The 18,284-nt window shown below is 64.6% G+C and carries 13 protein-coding genes and 1 tRNA gene; 2 read left to right on the top strand and 12 right to left on the bottom strand.

What is annotated here, in order from left to right:
- Nucleotides 1–87: 87 nt before the first annotated feature.
- Nucleotides 88–2,103, bottom strand: a complete 2,016-nt coding sequence (locus FFS21_RS22910) for a sensor domain-containing diguanylate cyclase (RefSeq protein ID WP_137927025.1) — start codon at nucleotides 2,101–2,103, stop codon at nucleotides 88–90.
- 380 nt (nucleotides 2,104–2,483) lie between these two features.
- Between FFS21_RS22910 and FFS21_RS22905 the strand changes: the two genes are divergently transcribed.
- A complete protein-coding gene (locus FFS21_RS22905; RefSeq protein ID WP_502705192.1) occupies nucleotides 2,484–4,433 on the top strand; it encodes a putative bifunctional diguanylate cyclase/phosphodiesterase in 1,950 nt (649 codons plus the stop codon).
- A gap of 122 nt (nucleotides 4,434–4,555) precedes the next feature.
- Here the strand turns inward: FFS21_RS22905 and FFS21_RS22900 are convergent, their stop codons facing one another.
- Nucleotides 4,556–4,921, bottom strand: a complete 366-nt coding sequence (locus FFS21_RS22900) for a PadR family transcriptional regulator (protein WP_137927024.1) — start codon at nucleotides 4,919–4,921, stop codon at nucleotides 4,556–4,558.
- A 545-nt stretch (nucleotides 4,922–5,466) separates the two neighbouring features.
- Between FFS21_RS22900 and FFS21_RS22895 the strand changes: the two genes are divergently transcribed.
- Nucleotides 5,467–6,378 carry a DMT family transporter gene (locus FFS21_RS22895; protein WP_137927023.1) on the top strand — a complete coding sequence of 304 codons (912 nt, stop codon included), beginning with the start codon at nucleotides 5,467–5,469 and terminating at the stop codon, nucleotides 6,376–6,378.
- Nucleotides 6,379–6,384: 6 nt separating this feature from the next.
- Here FFS21_RS22895 and FFS21_RS22890 read toward each other — a convergent pair whose 3' ends face one another.
- The 10 genes from FFS21_RS22890 to fdnG form a co-directional block, all read right to left on the bottom strand.
- Nucleotides 6,385–6,762, bottom strand: a complete 378-nt coding sequence (locus FFS21_RS22890) for a hypothetical protein (RefSeq protein ID WP_137927022.1) — start codon at nucleotides 6,760–6,762, stop codon at nucleotides 6,385–6,387.
- 119 nt (nucleotides 6,763–6,881) lie between these two features.
- Nucleotides 6,882–7,325, bottom strand: a complete 444-nt coding sequence (gene fur / locus FFS21_RS22885) for a ferric iron uptake transcriptional regulator (protein WP_137927021.1) — start codon at nucleotides 7,323–7,325, stop codon at nucleotides 6,882–6,884.
- Between the two features lie 549 nt (nucleotides 7,326–7,874).
- Nucleotides 7,875–8,990 (bottom strand): transglutaminase-like domain-containing protein, encoded by a 1,116-nt coding sequence (locus FFS21_RS22880; RefSeq protein ID WP_137927020.1) that lies wholly within the window; start codon nucleotides 8,988–8,990, stop codon nucleotides 7,875–7,877.
- Nucleotides 8,991–9,175: 185 nt separating this feature from the next.
- Nucleotides 9,176–9,271, bottom strand: a tRNA-Sec gene (locus FFS21_RS22875).
- A 9-nt stretch (nucleotides 9,272–9,280) separates the two neighbouring features.
- Entirely contained in the window at nucleotides 9,281–11,188 is a 1,908-nt protein-coding gene (gene selB / locus FFS21_RS22870; RefSeq protein WP_137927019.1) for a selenocysteine-specific translation elongation factor, read from the bottom strand.
- Complete coding sequence (gene selA / locus FFS21_RS22865; RefSeq protein ID WP_249359570.1) at nucleotides 11,185–12,624, bottom strand: L-seryl-tRNA(Sec) selenium transferase; 1,440 nt, start codon at nucleotides 12,622–12,624, stop codon at nucleotides 11,185–11,187. The genes selB and selA overlap by 4 nt, the downstream gene beginning before the upstream one ends.
- Complete coding sequence (gene fdhE, locus FFS21_RS22860) at nucleotides 12,614–13,555, bottom strand: formate dehydrogenase accessory protein FdhE (protein WP_137927018.1); 942 nt, start codon at nucleotides 13,553–13,555, stop codon at nucleotides 12,614–12,616. The genes selA and fdhE overlap by 11 nt, the downstream gene beginning before the upstream one ends.
- A 44-nt stretch (nucleotides 13,556–13,599) precedes the next feature.
- Nucleotides 13,600–14,244, bottom strand: coding sequence for a formate dehydrogenase subunit gamma (locus FFS21_RS22855; protein ID WP_137927017.1), 645 nt, complete (start codon nucleotides 14,242–14,244; stop codon nucleotides 13,600–13,602).
- Nucleotides 14,231–15,208, bottom strand: a complete 978-nt coding sequence (gene fdxH / locus FFS21_RS22850; RefSeq protein ID WP_137927016.1) for a formate dehydrogenase subunit beta — start codon at nucleotides 15,206–15,208, stop codon at nucleotides 14,231–14,233. The genes FFS21_RS22855 and fdxH overlap by 14 nt, the downstream gene beginning before the upstream one ends.
- Nucleotides 15,209–15,218: 10 nt before the next feature.
- A complete protein-coding gene (gene fdnG, locus FFS21_RS22845; RefSeq protein WP_137927015.1) occupies nucleotides 15,219–18,284 on the bottom strand; it encodes a formate dehydrogenase-N subunit alpha in 3,066 nt (1,021 codons plus the stop codon).

Raw genomic sequence — 18,284 nt, 5'->3', positions numbered from 1 at the left:
GGTTCAGCCGGTTTGAGATAGGGGAACTCGACCTGCGCGTACTGTGATACGCGCAGATCACGTGTTACCCATGTCTCCGAACACCTGTTACCCATGTCTCCGGTCTGTACACCGCTCGCGGGAGAGGGGAACCAGAAGTTCCTCCGGCCCCATTTCAAACCGTCCCCTTCCCATCGCCTTGGCCCGATACAGCAACACATCGGCCATGCGCATCAATGCTTCTTCTCCGATCGACGCGCCGCAGTACAGGGCCACGCCGATGCTCACATCCACATCGGCCAGGATGCCGTCGAAGTAGAACCGCCGGCCCACCGACTCCAGGATGGCTTCGGCCACGCGCTGGGCGGCATCCGGCGAGCCGATGTCCGGGAGGATGACCGCGAACTCATCGCCGCCCAGGCGGGCCACGTGGTCCTGTTCGCGCACGCAGCGTCGCAGGCGTAGCGCAAAGGCCTGCAGCAGCATGTCGCCGGTGGCGTGGCCAAAGGCGTCGTTCACGGCCTTGAAGCGGTCCATGTCCAGATAGAGCAGTGCCATCAGGCGATGCTCGGCGCGGCTGAGCGCCATGGCGTCCTGCAGCAGGGTCTCGAAGGCGCTGCGATTCTGAAGCTGCGTCAGGTGATCGGTGCGAGAGATGTGCGAGAGACGCAGCGTTTCCAGCTTGCGTTGCGTGATGTCCTGCACATGGATGTGCACGCCCACCACCTGGGTGCCGTCCTCGTTCCATTCGGGCCGGTAGCTGGTTTCCATCCAGTGGTGGGTCGGAAACAGGTACTCGCCTTCGAAACTCACCACGCCGCCTGCGAGCGCCTGCAGCAGATAGGGCCGCGCGCGCTGGTAGCGCTCCTCGCCCAGCAGTTCGCGCACCGTCATGCCGCGCACCTGATCTACGGGAATGCCGAAGGCCCGTTCGTAGGCCAGGTTGTTGAAGAGGTAGCGCTCGTCGGTGTCGATGAAGGCGAGCAGCGCGGGGAACGTATCGGTGACTGCACGAAGACGGCGCTCGCTGCGCGAGAGTTGCCGGCCGCGTTCGCGAACATCGCGCATCAGGCGGATGAAGGCGCGTGTCACGTCGCCAATCTCGTCACGCTGGGGTCGTTGCGGCAGGCGCTCGAAAGCATCGACGTCGCCGGTGCTGTCGCGCACCACGTGGTGCAGGCGCGAGAGCGGCTCCAGCAATCGGCGTACGGCCAGCCAGATCAACAGCGCCACCACGGCCAGCACGATGCCGGACATCATCAGGAATCGCTGCTGCATCTGGCGCAGCGGTGTGTACGCCTCCTGAGCGGGCAGCACCGCCACCAGCTCCCAACCTGTGGTGGCCATCAATCGCCGTGCGATCACGGGACGCGTAGGCGTCAGGAATTCGAATGCGGAGGCTTTGCCGGTCAGGCCGCAGTTGTCGCCGAACGGCTTGGCCGGCTGCTGCGCTTGCGCGGGCTCGGGATGCTGGATATAGACGGGCTGTGCGCCCGCCGAAACCAGGCAGTAGAAGCCGGTGATGCCCAGCCGGTTATGGCCGATCTCGACGAGAAAATTTGGCTTGTCGAGGTTGAGCCAGCCCCCCACCAATCCCATGAATGCACCGGACTCCGCCAGCACAGGCACCACCACGAGCACGCCGCGCGAGTTGTCCGTGCGCGCGCGCAGCGGCGCGGCCACCACCACGTTGCGGGTGCGCTCGGCTTCGCGGAAATACTGACGGTCGCTGACATCGGCGGGCAGCCCATCCATGGTCAGCAACGTGCCGTGCGCATCGGCCACCATCACGGCGTTGAGGGCGGCGGGTACGGGCACTGTCCGTGCCACGGCCTCGCGCAGACGCTGGCGCACCAGATCGGGCCGTGTGTGGGACGCATTGGCCAGGATGCCGCGCAATTGCGGAGCCAGGTGGGCAAGCGTGACGATGCGATCCTCCATGGCCGTATCGAGCTGGTCGGTCGACAGCTTGACGATGGAGTCCTGCTGATTCTGGAGCGCCTCTTCGAGATCGCGGTGGGCGTAGTAGAGCGAGCCCATGACAATGCCGCCACCGAGCACGGCGGCAAGCACCGTGGTGATCAGCGCGAGTCGCGCCTTGAGCGATGGCAAGAACCTGGGCATGCGAAAGAAGGGAACGGGCGCCCGCGTCATGAAGATCGGGCGCCGGTGCTACGTCGGACGCCATCGTAAGCTATCACGGCTCACCCGTTTGAGGCATTCGCGACAAACGAGCCTCCACGCGCCGACTCCGTGCGATTTGCGCGACACTTGCACACCGCCGGCGCGGCTGGATAGCCCTGCACAGGAACGCCAAGTGCCGTGGCCGTGGCATGGCCGAAGCCGCGAAGTGTGTGTCCCGCCACTGTCCGGGGTGACCGCACTGTTCCGGGCGTAAGGGGGCAGGTTATAGTGCGCCCAACTTGCCAGCCGGGGCGCCCCTTTTCCATGCCGTTCGAAGGCTGGCGCAAGCGTCTTTCCCCCCTTTTCGCGTCGCCAGATTCATGACCTTGCCATCGCTGTCTCCCACCATGCTTGCGCTGCTCGATGCAGCGGGTGGGGCGTTGGTGATGGCCATAGCGCTGGTCGCCGTATGGCTCGGACTCCGCGTAACGAGGAGCCGCCGCGAGGCCCGGCAGCAACGCGAAATGGCCGAACAGGCCAGCCATGCCGAAGCCGTGAGCCTGCGCGCGAATCTGGCGCGGGCCGAGCGCAGCGCTGCCACGGCCAGCATGCGCTACGCGCGGCTGCTCGATCAGGCGCCCTTCTGCGTGATTACTTTCGACGCCACGGGCATGATTACGGGCATCAACCGGGCCGGCCAGCGGATGCTCTGGTACGGCGAGCCGGAACTGGTGGGCCGCATGCCCTATGACAGTCTGCATGACGCCGACGAAGTGGCCGCCCATGCGCGTGTGCTCTCCGGGGAGATCGGCACGCCCGTCCTGCCCGGGCTTCCGGCATTGATCGCCAAACCCCGTCTCGGCGTACCCGATGAACGCGAGTGGGTGTACCTGCGCAAGGGCGGCTCGCGCCTGCCCGTGCACCTCACGCTGACGGCGATGACCGATGGCAGCGCCGATACCGGGTTCCTGGCCATCGCGCACGACCTGACCGAGCGCCGGCGCGTGGACGAATACATCCGCCATCTGGCCCAGCACGACGCACTGACGGGTTTGCCCAACCGCACCGAACTGCACGCCCGCACAGAAGCAGTACTGGCCGAGGCGCGCCGGCAGGGCGCTCGCGTGGCGCTGCTGCTGCTCGATCTGGATCACTTCAAGCACATCAACGAGACACTGGGGCACCCCGTTGGCGATGACGTGCTGCGCACGATCGCGGACCGCATTCGCGGCGCAGTGCGTCCGCGCGATGTGGTGGCGCGCATGGGCGGCGACGAATTCGCGGTGGTGCTCGGCGGGTTGCGCCACGACAGCGAGGCGGAACTGGCGGCGGCCAAGATCCTGGCGCGGGTCTCGGAAGAGTTGCAACTGGCGGGGCAGTCGCTGCGCGTGACGCCGTCATTGGGCATGGCGATTTTCCCGGACGATGGCAGTACGCTGACCGAACTGCTCAAATCCGCCGATTCGGCGATGTATGCGGCCAAGCGCAGCGGCCGTGCGCAGCTCCGGCGCTTTGCCAGCGAGATGGCCGAGGCCACGCTGGCGCGTTTCACCATCGAGGCACTGCTGCGCCGCGCGCTGGCCGAGCAGGAGTTCAGGTTGCGCTACCAGCCCATCGTCGATGTCGGTACGCTGTCCGTGGTGGGGGTCGAGGCGCTCATTGCGTGGGAAACGGCCGAGCGCGGCACGATGCAGCCCTCGGAATTCATCCCGATTGCGGAGCAATGCGGCCTGATCGGCGCACTCGGTGAATGGACACTGGCCACAGCCTGCCGCGAGATCCAGCAATTGCGCCGCGAGCTGGGGCGCGACATCGACGTAGCGGTGAATATCTCGCCGCTGCAACTGCGCGAAGCCAATTTCCCCGATGTGGTGGCGCGTTGCCTCCAGGCAGCGGACCTGCCGGCCGGTAGCCTGACCATCGAGGTCACCGAAGGGATTCTGGTCGATGGCGGCGATATCACCGTCGAGACGTTCCGTCGCGTGCGCCAGCTTGGCGTCGGGGTGTCCATCGACGATTTCGGCACGGGCTATTCGGGGCTGGGCTACCTGACCCGCCTGCCCATCAGCAAGCTCAAGATCGACAAGTCATTTGTCGATGACCTGGCTGCGCCCGGCCATGACCGGGCCGTGGCGGCGGCCATCATCGCGCTGGGCCACCAGTTGCACCTGCAGGTGGTGGCCGAGGGCGTGGAGTCCCGGGCCCAGCTCGAATTCCTGCGCGGCGAGGGCTGCGACGCGGTCCAGGGCTACCTGTTCAGCCACCCCGTCAGCCTGGACGCGCTGCGCCAGATCCTGCTCGGCGGCAAGGGCTTTGCGCACGCTGCTTGATACGCAGAAACGGGTACGCTTTTCCTCGCCCGCGTTGTTCGTCCTCCCCAGAAAAAACAAAAACCCGGCCAACACGAGTGTGTCAGCCGGGTTTCCGCGAGCGGGGGCGCTCAGTATGCGGTTCAGGAATTCGTGGCGACGGCGGGGGTATTTCCCATCAGGCCGGCGGAAAGGGACGGCATTTCATCGTCCGAGACCGAAGGGTTGTGCAGCCTGCGATACAGCTCGTCGATGCGGCTGCGGCTGCTGGCCAGCTCTTCGCGGCCTTGCTCGGTCAATTGGTAGACCCGGCCGATGCCGTCACGCAGCACGCTTTCGAGGTAACCCTCCATCTGCAGGGCGCGCAACAAGGGGCGTACGGTGCCAATATCCACCTGGAATCCGTACTCCATGAGCATTTCAGCGAGCATGGCCACGGTGGCTGGCACCTCCATGGCAAATTGCATGACGTAGACGCGGGCTAACAAGCCAAGGAACTGTCGTTTCATGAGGCAGGCAACGCAAAACCGGGGCAATAGGTTGACGCGGGAATGCAACGTGCGCGAAACGTCCTACCCCAGGGACGCGCCGCAGTCGCTACGATACGTGGTTTTACGATTTCGCGACGCCAGAAAAAAAAGAAGCCGCCAGTTGCCTGGCGGCTTGTCGGGAATGCGTCGGAGGGGTCAATTAACTCTGGCGCAGAACAGAGTTTAATGGAATCTAATACGCGATGTCACGTGGTGTGGTATTGCCCCCTCCATCGGTGGGGTAGGACCGTAAGCCACTCGAAAGCGAAATCGCGGCAAAAATGCCACATAAGTGGGTTTTGCCCCATATCCGGGCATGTTCGGCGGCCAACTCGAACACGTGTTCGTCATTGGCGCCGTTGGCAGATGTCCGGAAACAGCGCGCTTCGCAGCCCGGATTGCAGTGAAATCGTATCGGCTCGGGCATTACCCAATCGCGGGAATACAGGGCGGATTTTCGTTTCTGTCGCTCGGCTGCAACAGTATTCCTTGTTGTCTCATCATCATTGCGCCCCCTGAAACCCATGCAACCCATTCAATTGATCCGCCTGCTGTCGCTCTCTGCTATCTGGGGCGCCAGCTTTCTGTTCATCCGCATCGCGGCACCCGTGCTCGGGCCGCTGCCGACCGCCTTTTTCCGCGTGTTGATCGGCGCCGTGACGCTGGCGGCGTGCCTGCCGTTCCTGGGCGTGCGGTGGGACATGAAGGGAAAGTGGCGGGCGGTGATCGTGCTCGGCATCATCAATTCCGGGATTCCCTTCGTGATGTACGCCGTGGCGGCGCTATGGCTGCCAGCGGGCTACTCCGCGATCTTCAATGCGATGACGCCGCTGATGGGTGTGGTGATCGGGGCGCTGTTCTTTGCGGAGAAGCTGACCCGCGCCAAGGCGGCGGGCGTGCTGATCGGCCTGGCGGGGGTGGCCGTGCTGACCCGCACGGGACCGGTGGTGTTTTCGCACGATGTCCTGCTCGGCGCGCTGGCCTGCCTGGTGGCCACCTCTTGCTATGGGTTGGCGGGATTCCTGACGCGCCGCTGGATCACGGCACAGGGCGGTCTCGACAACCGGCTGGTGGCAGCCGGCAGCCTGATCGGCGCTGCATTGTTCCTGCTGCCGTTCAGTGTGGCGGCGCTGATCCGCGAGAACACCCTGCCGGCTACCGGCCCGGGCCTGTGGGCCGCCATGCTCGGCCTGGGCATGTTCTGCACGGCCATCGCCTATGTGCTGTATTTCAAGTTGATCGCCGAACTGGGGCCGGTGCGCTCGCTGACGGTAACGTTCCTGATTCCGCCGTTCGGCATTGTCTGGGGGTGGATGTTCCTGGGCGAAACGCTGTCGTGGGCGCACGCAGGCGGCATGTTGCTGATCGGCGTGGCGGTCTGGCTGGTGCTCAGGCCGTCCGCGCCGGCGGTGGCGCCGGCTACGGCCCGGTCATAAGGCCAATCAGCGGTTCCACGGACCGCGGTCGTGCTCGTAACGATGCGCGGCGTGGTAGTCGCGATCGTGGAATCGCCGGTATTCGTGGCGATCGTACCAGCGCCGGCCGTCCCAGTAGCGCTCGCCATGCCAGCCGATTACTACAGCCGGTGCAGGCGCCACGATGACCGGCGGGCCGGGGCGATATACGACGGGCGGCGGGGGTGGCGGCGCAACGTACACCGGCTGGGGCGCCACATAGACGGGCGCCGGCGCCACATAGACCGGTGCCACGGGCACGCCGAGGTTGACGTCGACATCCACACGGGCGATCGCGGCAGTGGATACGGCCAGCGTGGCAGTGCCGGCAAGGATCAGGGAAAGGTAGAGGGGGCGCTTGCTCATGGTATTCACCAAGGGTGAGAGGTCATGTCTCCACTCTACCGATGTGGCGTATTACCGTTTGCACGCGTTTGTAACCGCACATGGCGTTTCTGTAAGAAACGTGCGCGTTACCTGGAGGGCTATCCCGCTTGCCCTTGCTGGCACACCGGGCACAGCCCATAGAGCACCAGCATGTGCTCTCTCAACACGAAGTCGTTCTGTGCAGCCACCTGTTTCTGGCGCGCCTCGATCCCTTCATCCTTGAACTCCTCGACCACGCCGCAACCCACGCAGATCAGGTGGTCGTGATGGCCGCCTTCGTTGAGTTCGAAAACTGCGTGATCGGACTCGAAGCTGTGGCGCAGCAGGATATTGGCCTGCACCAGCTGGTTCAACACGCGGTAGACCGTGGAAAGACCGGCATCGACCTCGTGATCGAGCAGTATCCGGTAGACATCTTCCGCGCTCAGGTGCCGGCGGTTGCTGGTGCGAAACGCTTCCAGCACGTGCATGCGCGGCGACGTGGCCTTCAGGCCAGCGCGCTTGAGAGGGACGGCATCGGAATTCACGGTGGACGTAGTCATGCGGCAGCTCGCGCCGGAACGGGCGCTCGGTTGGTACTCCAAATCGGTGGATCCGGGGCAGGGGCGCTGCGCCAACGCATTCGGTTGGCGGCCCATCTGCCGGGGCTTGACGGAATCAGGCGGGAGTCGCTCGGGCCGGCCCATACTGGATCGCCCCGGACGGCGCGCTGTGCCTGCACGGCGCGCGGAATAAAAAGGTGGCCTGGCTTGTCGCAGGATGACGCGATCGGGAAAACGGGGTCTGGATGTTTTCCCGATCTTCCTGCGACTGGCTACTACCAAACGCTCCGTGTGTCGGAGCGGTCCCCACAAAAGACGGTATCGAACATTGTTGGTGATGGCTGACTTACGCTGCATCCACTACCCAACAACCCTCTGCAATCTGTTCCTGTCCGGTTTTGGCAGTGCCGTGCGTCAGACAGTGAATGGATAGTAAATGGGAATCGATCTCATTTCAAGGGGAATCTTGTTAATTTTTTTGGGCGCGCAGGGATGGTTGGCTCCCCTCTGCCGCTTGTGTACCGCGAAGTGGTAGAGGGGAGCGCGGGGTCAAGCGACCCGGCGCGACGTGATGCGATACCCGGAGGCCGCTGGATCCAGGCTATCGAGCATGCCTGCCACGGTTCTCGTCTGCGGATACATCAGGAAAGGCACCGTGCCACCGCCCGGCAGGCGCACGTCGTGGCCGTGGTTGTAGGCCACCCAATTGCCTTCCCACGCGCCGAACAGCATCGCGCGGGCGGCGCGTACCTTGGCGTCCGTCATCGGCAGTCCACCCGGGACTTCTTCGAGCGCCACCTTGCGAACATCGGCAGGGTCAGCAGGAATCCAGCCGACGCCGGCCGCGTAGAACTCGGACCGGCAATGCTGCGCCTTGGAGATATCGCCTGCCTTGCCCAGCGCCTTGAAACCGAGCGCGGAGTTATCCACGCGCACCCCATACGCATCGCGCGCCGGAATGCCGGCGGCGCGGGCCAATGCCACGAACAGCCCGTTGATGTCGGCACACTTGCCGTTCATGATGCCGCCAGTCTTCAGCATGGTCACCACGTCGCCGGTGCCGCAGCCACGCACGGCGGCGTCGCGGCAGGTGTGGTCGACCACCCACTGGTAGATGGCCTGCGCCTTGGTCATGTCATCGGTCATGCCGGCCGTGATCATCAGCGCGGTCTTCCGCACGATGCCGTCGGTGGGCATCAACTGCGTAGGGCGCAAGTACTCCTGCAGCGCAGCCGGGGATTCGCGCGTAGCGCGGGCCGAAGGGGCTGCGCCGAGATCCACGTCGCGGTCGCGCAGTGCCACGGTGTTGACCATGCGAGCGGTCAGCGGTGCGCCGGGGGTGGGACGGGGCCAGTCGATGACAACCATGCCCACATCGTAGGGGCCGGCACGCGTGACACGGGCTTGGCCGCCCGGCGCGATCCACTCGCTCGACAGGGTCCGCTGGTAGTCACCGAGCCGCGCGGCGGTGACCGGCAACCAGACGGTGGCGGCCCCGGGGGATTCGGGCAGCATGACTTCGGTAGTCATCTCGTAGACGCGCCAGCCCTCGGATGCGGGCGTCGCATCCTTCGAAGCCGTTGCGGAAAATGCCGGCGCCATGCCGCCGGCGCCGATGGAAACCGGAATTGCGGCACCAAGCCGCAGGAAATTGCGTCTGTCCATGTTGCTCCCCTGGGTGTGTTGTTCGGGACCCGAAACCTGCCCAATCGCTGCTCGATAAGCTGCTCATGCATGGTAGGTGACAGGCGCCGAAAACGGAACGTGGGAAACACAGTGGTGAGCGGTTGGCTCCCCTCTCCCATGAAGTGGGAGAGGGGAGAAAACCAGAGGGGAGAAAACCAGAATATTGGCGGAAAGCAGCAGGAGTCGAACCTACCTGGGAACGTCTGGCGCCCCCAACCGGGTTTGAAGCCCGGCCGCATCACCGGATGCGGATGCCTTCCTCTTGATCGTCAGACTTGCCTCGGCATGGGCCGCCATTCGCTGTCGGGCCGCACCATCCGGGCATTTGCCACGCGGCGAGTGTATCCCGCACGGTCGAAGAACTCCAGAATCTGGATGGTGCGTTTGCGGCCCAGGCCCGTTGCATCGCGATACGCAATCACTTCCACGCGGCCGTGCGAAGCCAGTGTGCCGAACATCCGGGCGAGCGTTTCAATGGCGTCGTTGTCATAGAAGAGATCGCGCACCACCTGGTGCACCGTGCCCTGGCGCGCGAGCTTGCGCAGCAGGTGGCGGACCTGTTCCTCTGGCGCATCGAGCGCTGTGGCGTGGTCGCGCACCCACGGTGGATCGAACGCACCAGCCACCACGCGGGGCAGCAGGCGCGCGGCCAACGTCTGTTCCGCATCGGAGAACACGATGGTCTGCCCGGGCAGGCGCAGCCATCCGCCGTGCCGCTCCAGCGCACCTTCGCGCAACAGCATGTCGAGCAGACCGGACCACAGCGCATGGGGTACTGGCGTACCGGCAAATGCCACGCGGCGCAGCGATCCCGCAGCCAGGCCGGGCTCATCGGGCATGCGCGCATGGAAGGCAGCAAGCGTATCGACCAGGCGTGTGCGCTGCGCTGTGAGGAAGGCGGGAAGGATCAGCGTGTCGTCTACGCGCGCGATGCCATTTGCCATTTCCCATTCGCACGTTGCAAGGCCGGTCAGCTGCACCAGCCGCTTCTCGTCAATGCCGTGCGGCGCATGGTCGAGCAGTGCGAGCAATCCCGCGCCTTCGGTGACACGCTGCACCGCGTGCAACCAGGCCAGCCGTGGCGCAGAGCGGCGATGCCGTTCCGGTGCGACGTTATCGAGCACGATGCCGCCGCCAATTGTCTGCGTGGCCTGCGCATTGCGCACGATGAAGCGGTCTCCCGCCAGCGCACAGACCGGCGATGCAAAGACCAGTTGCGCGAGCGCCGTAGCGCCAGCAGTCAGCGTTTCGCCTTCCAGCAGCACCACATTGGCGATGCGGTGTGCCGCGCCAAGATGCACGTGTAATGGCGCCCAGTGTCCAAGACGTGTACCGGTGCCGGCTTGCAGCGAAAGCTGTACGTCGAGACGCGTGACCGGCGCCATTAACGAGGGATCGACGATCCAGTCGCCGCGCCGGATCTCGCTTTTGTCGATGCCAGCGAGATTCAACGCGCAGCGTTGCCCGGCCACGCCGCTGCCGGATTCGCGCTGCTGCGCATGAATGCTACGCACGCGCACCGGTAATCCGGCGGGCGCGACTTCCATGACATCGCCCACATCGACGCGGCCGTTGAGGACGGTGCCTGTCACCACTGTGCCGTGTCCGGCGAGCGTGAAAACACGATCGACGGCGAGCCGGAACTTGCCACGCGCATTGCGTATCGGCATATGTTGCGCGGCGTCGTGCAACCATGCGCGCAGCGCGGCAACGCCTTCGTCTTCCGGATCGGTGGCGTTGACGGCGAAGAGCGTGGCACCTGCGTAGGGTGTGGAGGAGAGCAATGCGTCGATGTCCGCGCGCACCGTGACCAGGCGTGCCGCATCGGCACGGTCGGCCTTGGTCAGCGCCACCACGACGCGCGTGACGCCCAGCCGCTCGACGATGCCGATATGCTCGCGTGTCTGCGGCATGACGCCATCGTCTGCCGCGATGACCAGTAGCGCGAGGTCGATGCCGCTGGCACCAGCAGCCATCGTATGGATCAGCTTCTCATGGCCTGGCACATCGATATAGCCGAGCACGTCGCCATTGGGCAGCGGCGTGTAGGCATAGCCGAGTTCGATGGAGATGCCGCGTGCTTTCTCTTCCTTGAGCCGGTCGGTGTCGACGCCGGTCAGCGCGCGCACCAGCGTGGTCTTGCCATGGTCGATATGGCCGGCGGTGCCAACGATCATCGGCGCAGCGCCTCGGCCACGGCGGGCCATTGCGCGGCGAAGTCCGCTTCGTCGCCGGGTTCCAGGCAGCGCAGGTCCAGCCACAACGCATGCTCGGCAATGCGTCCGATCACGGGACGCGCCACGCTGCGCAGCGCCGCTTCCAACTGTTGCAGCTTGCGGCCACTGCGCTTGCCCTCTTCGCGTGTACCGATCACCAGCCCATAGCTCTGCAACTGCCCACCCGGCAATGCACCGCTGCCGATCTGGCTGACCATGGGTACGGCGGATACCTGCCATGCATCGCCCAGCGCAGTCTGCACCGCTGGCGATAAACGCTCGGCCATCGCTGCCATCTCGCCGGGCTGCCGTGTCAACAGCCGCAGCGTGGGTAATGCCTGCGCCAGCGTGTCCGGATCGCGATAGCACTGCAATACCGGCTCCAGTGCCGCAAGCGTGAGCTTGCCCACGCGTAGCGCGCGCTTGAGCGGGTTCTTCTTGATCTTCGCGATCAGGTCCGCGCGACCCACGATCATGCCCGCTTGCGGACCGCCGAGCAGCTTGTCACCGCTGAATGTCACCAGATCGGCGCCGGCCTCGATGGTCTCGCGCACGGTGGTCTCGCGCGGCAGGCCCCAGCGCGTGAGGTCGCACAGCGTGCCGCTGCCAAGATCGACCACCACCGGAGTGCCATGCGGCTGCGCGATGCGTACCACCTCGGCCACATCCACGCTGCGCGTGAAGCCGGTGATTTCGTAGTTGCTGCAATGCACCTTCATCAGCATTGCCGTGCGCGCACCGATGGCATTGGCGTAGTCGTGCGGATGCGTGCGGTTGGTGGTGCCGATCTCCACGAGCTTCGCGCCAGCGCGCTGCATGATGTCGGGAATGCGGAACGCGCCGCCGATCTCCACCAATTCACCGCGCGACACCACCACCTCGCGCCGTGTGGCGAGCGTGTTCAGCATCAACAGCACGGCGGCGGCGTTGTTGTTGACGACGGTCGCGGCCTCCGCGCCAGTCAGCGAGCAGATCAGGTCGGCGATCAGATCATCGCGATCCCCACGGCCGCCGGTTTCGAGATCGAATTCGAGATTGGCCGGCGCAGTCATCGCGCGCATCACGGCTTGCACGGCGCTGTCCGGCAGCAACGCGCGGCCCAGATTCGTGTGCAGCACCGTGCCGGTCAGGTTGATCACAGTGCGCAGGCGGGGTTGATGCTCGCGTGCGAGCTGCGCGGTCAGCGTATCCACCAGTGCAGACTCCGCAAGTGCCTGACGCGTGAGCGTGCCCGCGATGGCCTGCGCACGCAGCGTATCGAGCAGCCGGCGCAGCGTTGCCGTGGCCGGTGCGCGGCCATACTGCTCCAGTAGCGGTTGCAGTGCGGGCAGGTTGAGCAGCCGGTCTACCGAAGGAAGGTCGGCAGGGCGCGCTGGCATCGAGACGCTATCGTTCATCGGCAGCAACCTCGTCGTCATCGGCAAGCCATAGCAGCGGATTGCCGTTGGGGCGTCCGAAGCCGGCGGCACCCATCATCACGTCGAGTGCGAGAGAAGCGAGGTCATCCGCCAGTGGCTCGGCCAATGGATCCTTCTCCATGTAGCTGATCTTGCGGTAGTGATGGCAGGGCTCGCAGGCCTCTGCCTTGAGTGCATCGCCCTGACCTTCCACGGCATAGTACGAGATGCCTTCCGTCGATTCACAGTGGCTGCACTTCACGCGCACCATGTGCCATTCCGTGGCGCAGTGGCCGCAGTGCAGGTAGCGCAGGCTCTGATAGCGGCCACCGATGCGAACGATGCTCGCCACGGGCGGCGTGCCGCATACCGGGCACACCGTGTGGACATCGAGCATCGGCACGTCCTTCTCGCGCAACTGGCTGGCCAGTACCGTGCGATCCAGTTGCAGTGCGGCGATCAGGAACGGCGCGAGCGTGGCTTCCACTTCGACATCGTTGTCGGCCGAAGCGACGCCCAGTAGCGCCTGCAGTTGCGCGCGGCGCGCGTCGGCGGACATCGACTGCAAGCGGGCTATCGGCGCGGCCAGTTCCGGCGCATCGGCATGGGCCGCGATGTGCGCGAACAGCGCATCGGCCCCGCGCAGCGAGATATCGGGCGCGTCGAGCAGCGGCATGCAATGCTCGGTGGCGCGTGCGATATCGGCGTGGGATGGCAAGGGAACGTCGAGCGACTGGGCCACCGCGTGCTGGGCGTCGGCCACGTGGGCCATCAACAGCAGGTACGGGCCAATGGCGCTGCCCGGCGCCAGTTGCCGCAGCCGTGCGGCCCGCGCGGCGAAGATCTCCGCGCGGTCAGGCAGACGCACGCGCGCAATGGCAACGTGGTCGATCGATTCGATTTCTGCCGGCTCCAGAATGCGCTGCACCATCGTTTCGTCCTTTGGCAAGCGCCCCGGAGTGACCGGCAGCGCTGCTATTTGTCGCCTGGCCGGAATGTCTCGCGGAACCAGGCGCGGTGATGTTTCCAAGCCCAGCCCGGCGTGACCGTGCCGCGCGTCATGGCCTGCACCGATCCCTTGACCCAGACCGCTGCATAGATGTGCACGATGATGCCGCATATCAGCAGGAATGCGCAAACCGCATGCACGACCGATGCCAGCCGGATGGCCCAGATCGGAAACAGGAAAGCGAAGTAGGCGCGCCACATGACGATGCCGCTGGCCAGCAACAGCACCAGGCACGCCACCATCACGAAGAACAGCAGCTTCTGCCCCGCGTTGTAGCGGCCCACCTCGGGCACGTTTTCCTCGCGGTTGTTCAGTACCTCGCGGCCATGGCGCAGCCATTCGCGGTCGGACCACGTCATCAGGTTGTGATGCCAGAACTTCACGGCCAGGATGGCGAAAGCCAGGAACATCACGATACCGATGAACGGATGCAGGATGCGCGTCCACGTGCCGCCGCCGAACAGGTTGCTCAACCAGTACATCGACGGGTGGAACAATGCGAGCCCGGACAGCGCCAGCAGGATGAACGTGAGCGCCACGATCCAGTGATTCGTGCGCTCTCCAGCGGAGTAGCGTCGGATGAACGCTTCGCGTTGCTTATCGATTCTCATCGCGGACCTCCTCGGGTGGCACGACTTCATCGGGTGTCCCGCGCGGCTTGGGGCTGTCGCGCCCGCTGCGCACGATCTCATCTTCGGCTGCTGCTTCGTCTTCCGGCCCCGTCTCGTTCGGACCCACGCGGATGTAGTGGAAGAATCCGGCCACCGCCGCCAGCGCCATGCCGGCCACGGCCAGCGGCTTGGCGATGCCCTTCCACAGGCTCACCAGCGGGCTGATGTGCGGGTCCGCGGGCAGGTTGTGATAGAGCGTGGGGTCGTCCGCGTGATGCAGCACGTACATCACGTGCGTGCCACCCACGCCGGGTGGATCGTAGAGACCGGCCTTCTGGAAGCCGCGCGATTTCAGGTCGACCACGCGTTCCTCGGCGTGCGCAATCATGTCGGTCTTGGTGCCGAACACGATGGCGCCCGTCGGGCATGTCTTCACGCACGCAGGCTCCTGCCCCACGGCCACGCGGTCCGAGCACAGCGTGCATTTGTACGCCTTGTGATCGGTCTTGGAGATACGCGGAATGTTGAACGGGCAGCCCGTGATGCAGTAGCCGCAGCCGATGCAGTGTTCCTCGTGGAAATCGACGATCCCGTTGGCGTACTGCACGATGGCGCCCGGGGACGGGCATGCCTTCAGGCAGCCCGGGTCCTCGCAATGCATGCAGCCGTCCTTGCGGATCAGCCATTCCAGGTTGCCGCTGTTGGGGTTCTCGTACTCGGCGAACCGCATCAGCGTCCACGTATGCTCGTCGAGATCCGCCGGGTTGTCGTAGACGCCCACGTTGGTGCCCACCTCGCCGCGCAAATCGTTCCACTCCATGCACGCCGCCTGGCATGCCTTGCAGCCGATGCATTTCGTGGTGTCGATCAGCTTGGCCACGCTGCCGGTGGCGGGCTGGCGTGCGCTGGGCGATGGCGTGGTGGTGGCCGATCGCCGAACGATGTCGAGTGACTGTAGTGCCATGGTTCGCTCCCTATGCCCGTTCCACCTTCACCATGAACGACTTGAACTCCGGCGTCTGCGTATTGCCGTCGCCCACGTATGGCGTCAGTGTGTTGGCCAGGAACCCTGGCTTGGCGATGCCGGTGAAACCCCAGTGCAGCGGGATACCCACCATGTGCACCACCTTCCCGTCGATCTTGAATGGCTTGATCCGCTTGGTGACCAGCGCCACCGCCTTGATGTAGCCGCGCGTCGATGTCACCTTCACACGGTCTCCCGCCTTCACGCCCACCTGACTGGCAAGCTCCTCGCCAATCTCCACGAACTGTTCCGGCTGCAAAATGGCGTTGATGCGCGCGTGCTTGGTCCAGTAGTGGAAGTGCTCGGTCAGCCGGTACGTGGTGGCGATGACCGGATACGCATCGGCCTTGCCGAACTGTGCCCAGTCACCCTTGAACACGCGCGCGGCCGGATTGCTCACCGCCTGCGGCGACTTGTTGAGCGGGTTGTAGCCGAGCGGATTCTCGAACGGCTCGTAGTGCTCGGGGAACGGTCCCTCCACCAGGTTCTGCCGCGCAAAGAAGCGGCCCACGCCCTCGGCCTGCATGATGAACGGCCCCATGCCCTTGGCCGGATCTTCATCGAGCTTGAAGTCGGGCGTGTCGAAGCCGGTCCAGCTCTTGCCGTTCCATGCGATGAGCTTGCGCGCCGGGTTGAACGGCTTGCCCTCCGGATCGCACGATGCACGGTTGTAGAGCACGCGGCGATTCGCCGGCCACGACCACGCCCAGTTCAGCGTCTGGCCGATATTGGTCGGGTCGCTGTTGTCGCGCTTGGCCATCTGGTTGCCGGCCTGCGTCCACGATCCGCAATAGACCCAGCAGCCGCTGATGGTGCTGCCGTCGGCCTGCAACTCGCCAAAGCTGTTCAACTGCTCGCCGGCCTTGCGCACCACCTTGGTGGCGTCCTTGGGATCGACGAGATCCGTCAGCGCGCGACCGGACAGTTCCTTCGCCAGTTCTTCAGGCGTAGGCGATGCGGGCAGCGCATACGGCCACCACAGGTTGACGATCGGGTCCGGATACTTGCCGCCGTCCTTCACATACATCTGGCGGATCTTCAGGAACAGTTCGGCCATGATCTCGATGTCCGAACGTGCCTCGGCGGGTGGATCGGCCCCTTGCCAATGCCATTGCAGCCAGCGCGACGAATTCACGAGCGAGCCGTTTTCCTCGGCAAAACACGTCGTGGGAAGACGGAACACTTCGGTCTGGATCGTCTTCGGGTCGACATCGTTCGATTCGCCCGCGTTGCGCCAGAACTCGGAGGTCTCCGTTGCAAGCGGGTCCATCACTACCAGGAACTTCAGCTTGCTCAATCCCGCCAGCAGCTTGGCCTTGTTCGGCGCCGCCGCAAGCGGATTGAAGCCCTGCGCGAGGTAGCCCGTCATGCGGCCCGCGTTCATCAGCTCGAAGACCTGAAGCAGGTCATAAGGCTTGTCGAGCTTGGGCAGATATTCGAATGCCCAGTTGTTCTCGACCGTCGCCGCCGAACCCCACCATGCCTTCATCAGGCTGACGTGGAATTTCTCCACGTTCTGCCAGTAGCTGAGCTGGTTCGGCCGCAGCGGCTTGAAGGCACGTGCCTCGATGTACTTGCGATAGTCCTGCTCGCTCTCGGCCGGCAGCGTCAGATAGCCCGGCAACAGGTTCGACATCAGGCCGATATCGGTCAGGCCCTGGATGTTCGAGTGCCCGCGCAGCGCGTTCATGCCGCCGCCCGCCACGCCGATATTGCCCAGCAGCAACTGCACCATGGCGCCGGTGCGGATCATCTGCGAGCCGATGGAGTGTTGCGTCCAGCCCAGCGCGTACATCATCGTCATCGCGCGGTCGGGCGTGGCCGTGCTGGCCATCATCTCGCAGACCTTGAGGAACTTGTCCTGCGGCGTGCCACAGACGCGTTCCACCATCTCCGCCGTATAGCGCGCGTAGTGCTGCTTCATCAGGTTGTACACGCAGCGCGGATGCTGCAGCGTGGGATCGGACTTCACATAGCCGTCCTCGCCGATCTCGTAATCCCAGCTCGCCTTGTTGTAGTAGCGCCGCTCGGCGTCATAGCCCGAGAACAGGCCGTTCTCGAAGTTGAAATCCTCGCGCACGATGAACGTGAAGTCCGTGTAGTTCTTCACGTAGGTGTGCTGGATCTTGTCCTGCTCCAGCAGCCAGCGGATCACGCCGCCCAGGAACACCACGTCGGTGCCCGTGCGGATTTGCACGTACAGGTCAGCAACGGACGCCGAGCGCGTGAAGCGCGGGTCCACCACGATCAGGCGTGCCTTGTTGTGCGCCTTGGCTTCAGTCACCCATTTGAAACCGCACGGGTGTGCCTCGGCTGCATTGCCGCCCATGATCAGAATGACGTCCGCGTTCTTGATGTCGACCCAATGGTTCGTCATCGCTCCACGGCCAAACGTCGGGGCAAGACCTGCCACCGTCGGGCCATGTCAGACACGAGCCTGGTTGTCGAACCCCAGCATGCCAAGACTGCGGATCGTCTTGTGCGTGATATATCCGGTTTCATTGCTGCTGGCCGACGCTGCCAGCATGCCCGTGGTCAGCCAGCGGTTGACCGTTTCGCCCTTGTCGTTTTTCTCGACGAAGTTGGCGTCGCGGTCGGCCTTCATCAGCTTGGCAATACGGTCGATGGCGTCTTCCCACGTGATGCGCTGCCACTTGTCCGAGCCCGGCGCGCGGTACTCGGGATATTGCAAGCGGTTGGGACTGTGGATGAAGTCGATCAGGCCCGCACCCTTGGGGCAAAGCGTGCCGCGATTCACCGGATGATCCGGGTCGCCCTCGATGTGGATGATGCTCGACTTGGCGTTCTTGGCCTTGTCGCCAAGGCTGTACATCAGCACGCCACATGCCACCGAGCAGTAGGGGCAGGTATTGCGGGTTTCCGTGGTGCGCGCCAGTTTATAGGCTCGCACTTCGGCCAGTGCCACATCGGGCGCGAACCCGATCAGCGCCAGGCTGGAACCCGCCAGCGAAGCCCCTGAAAACTTCAGGAACTGTCGGCGGTTCATCGTAACCAT

The organism is Cupriavidus sp. 2SB, from assembly GCF_005503625.1.
In the GTDB taxonomy this organism is placed as follows: domain Bacteria; phylum Pseudomonadota; class Gammaproteobacteria; order Burkholderiales; family Burkholderiaceae; genus Cupriavidus.
Note: the sequence above shows the minus strand (reverse complement) of the source record. Positions and strands in the feature narration are given on the sequence as shown.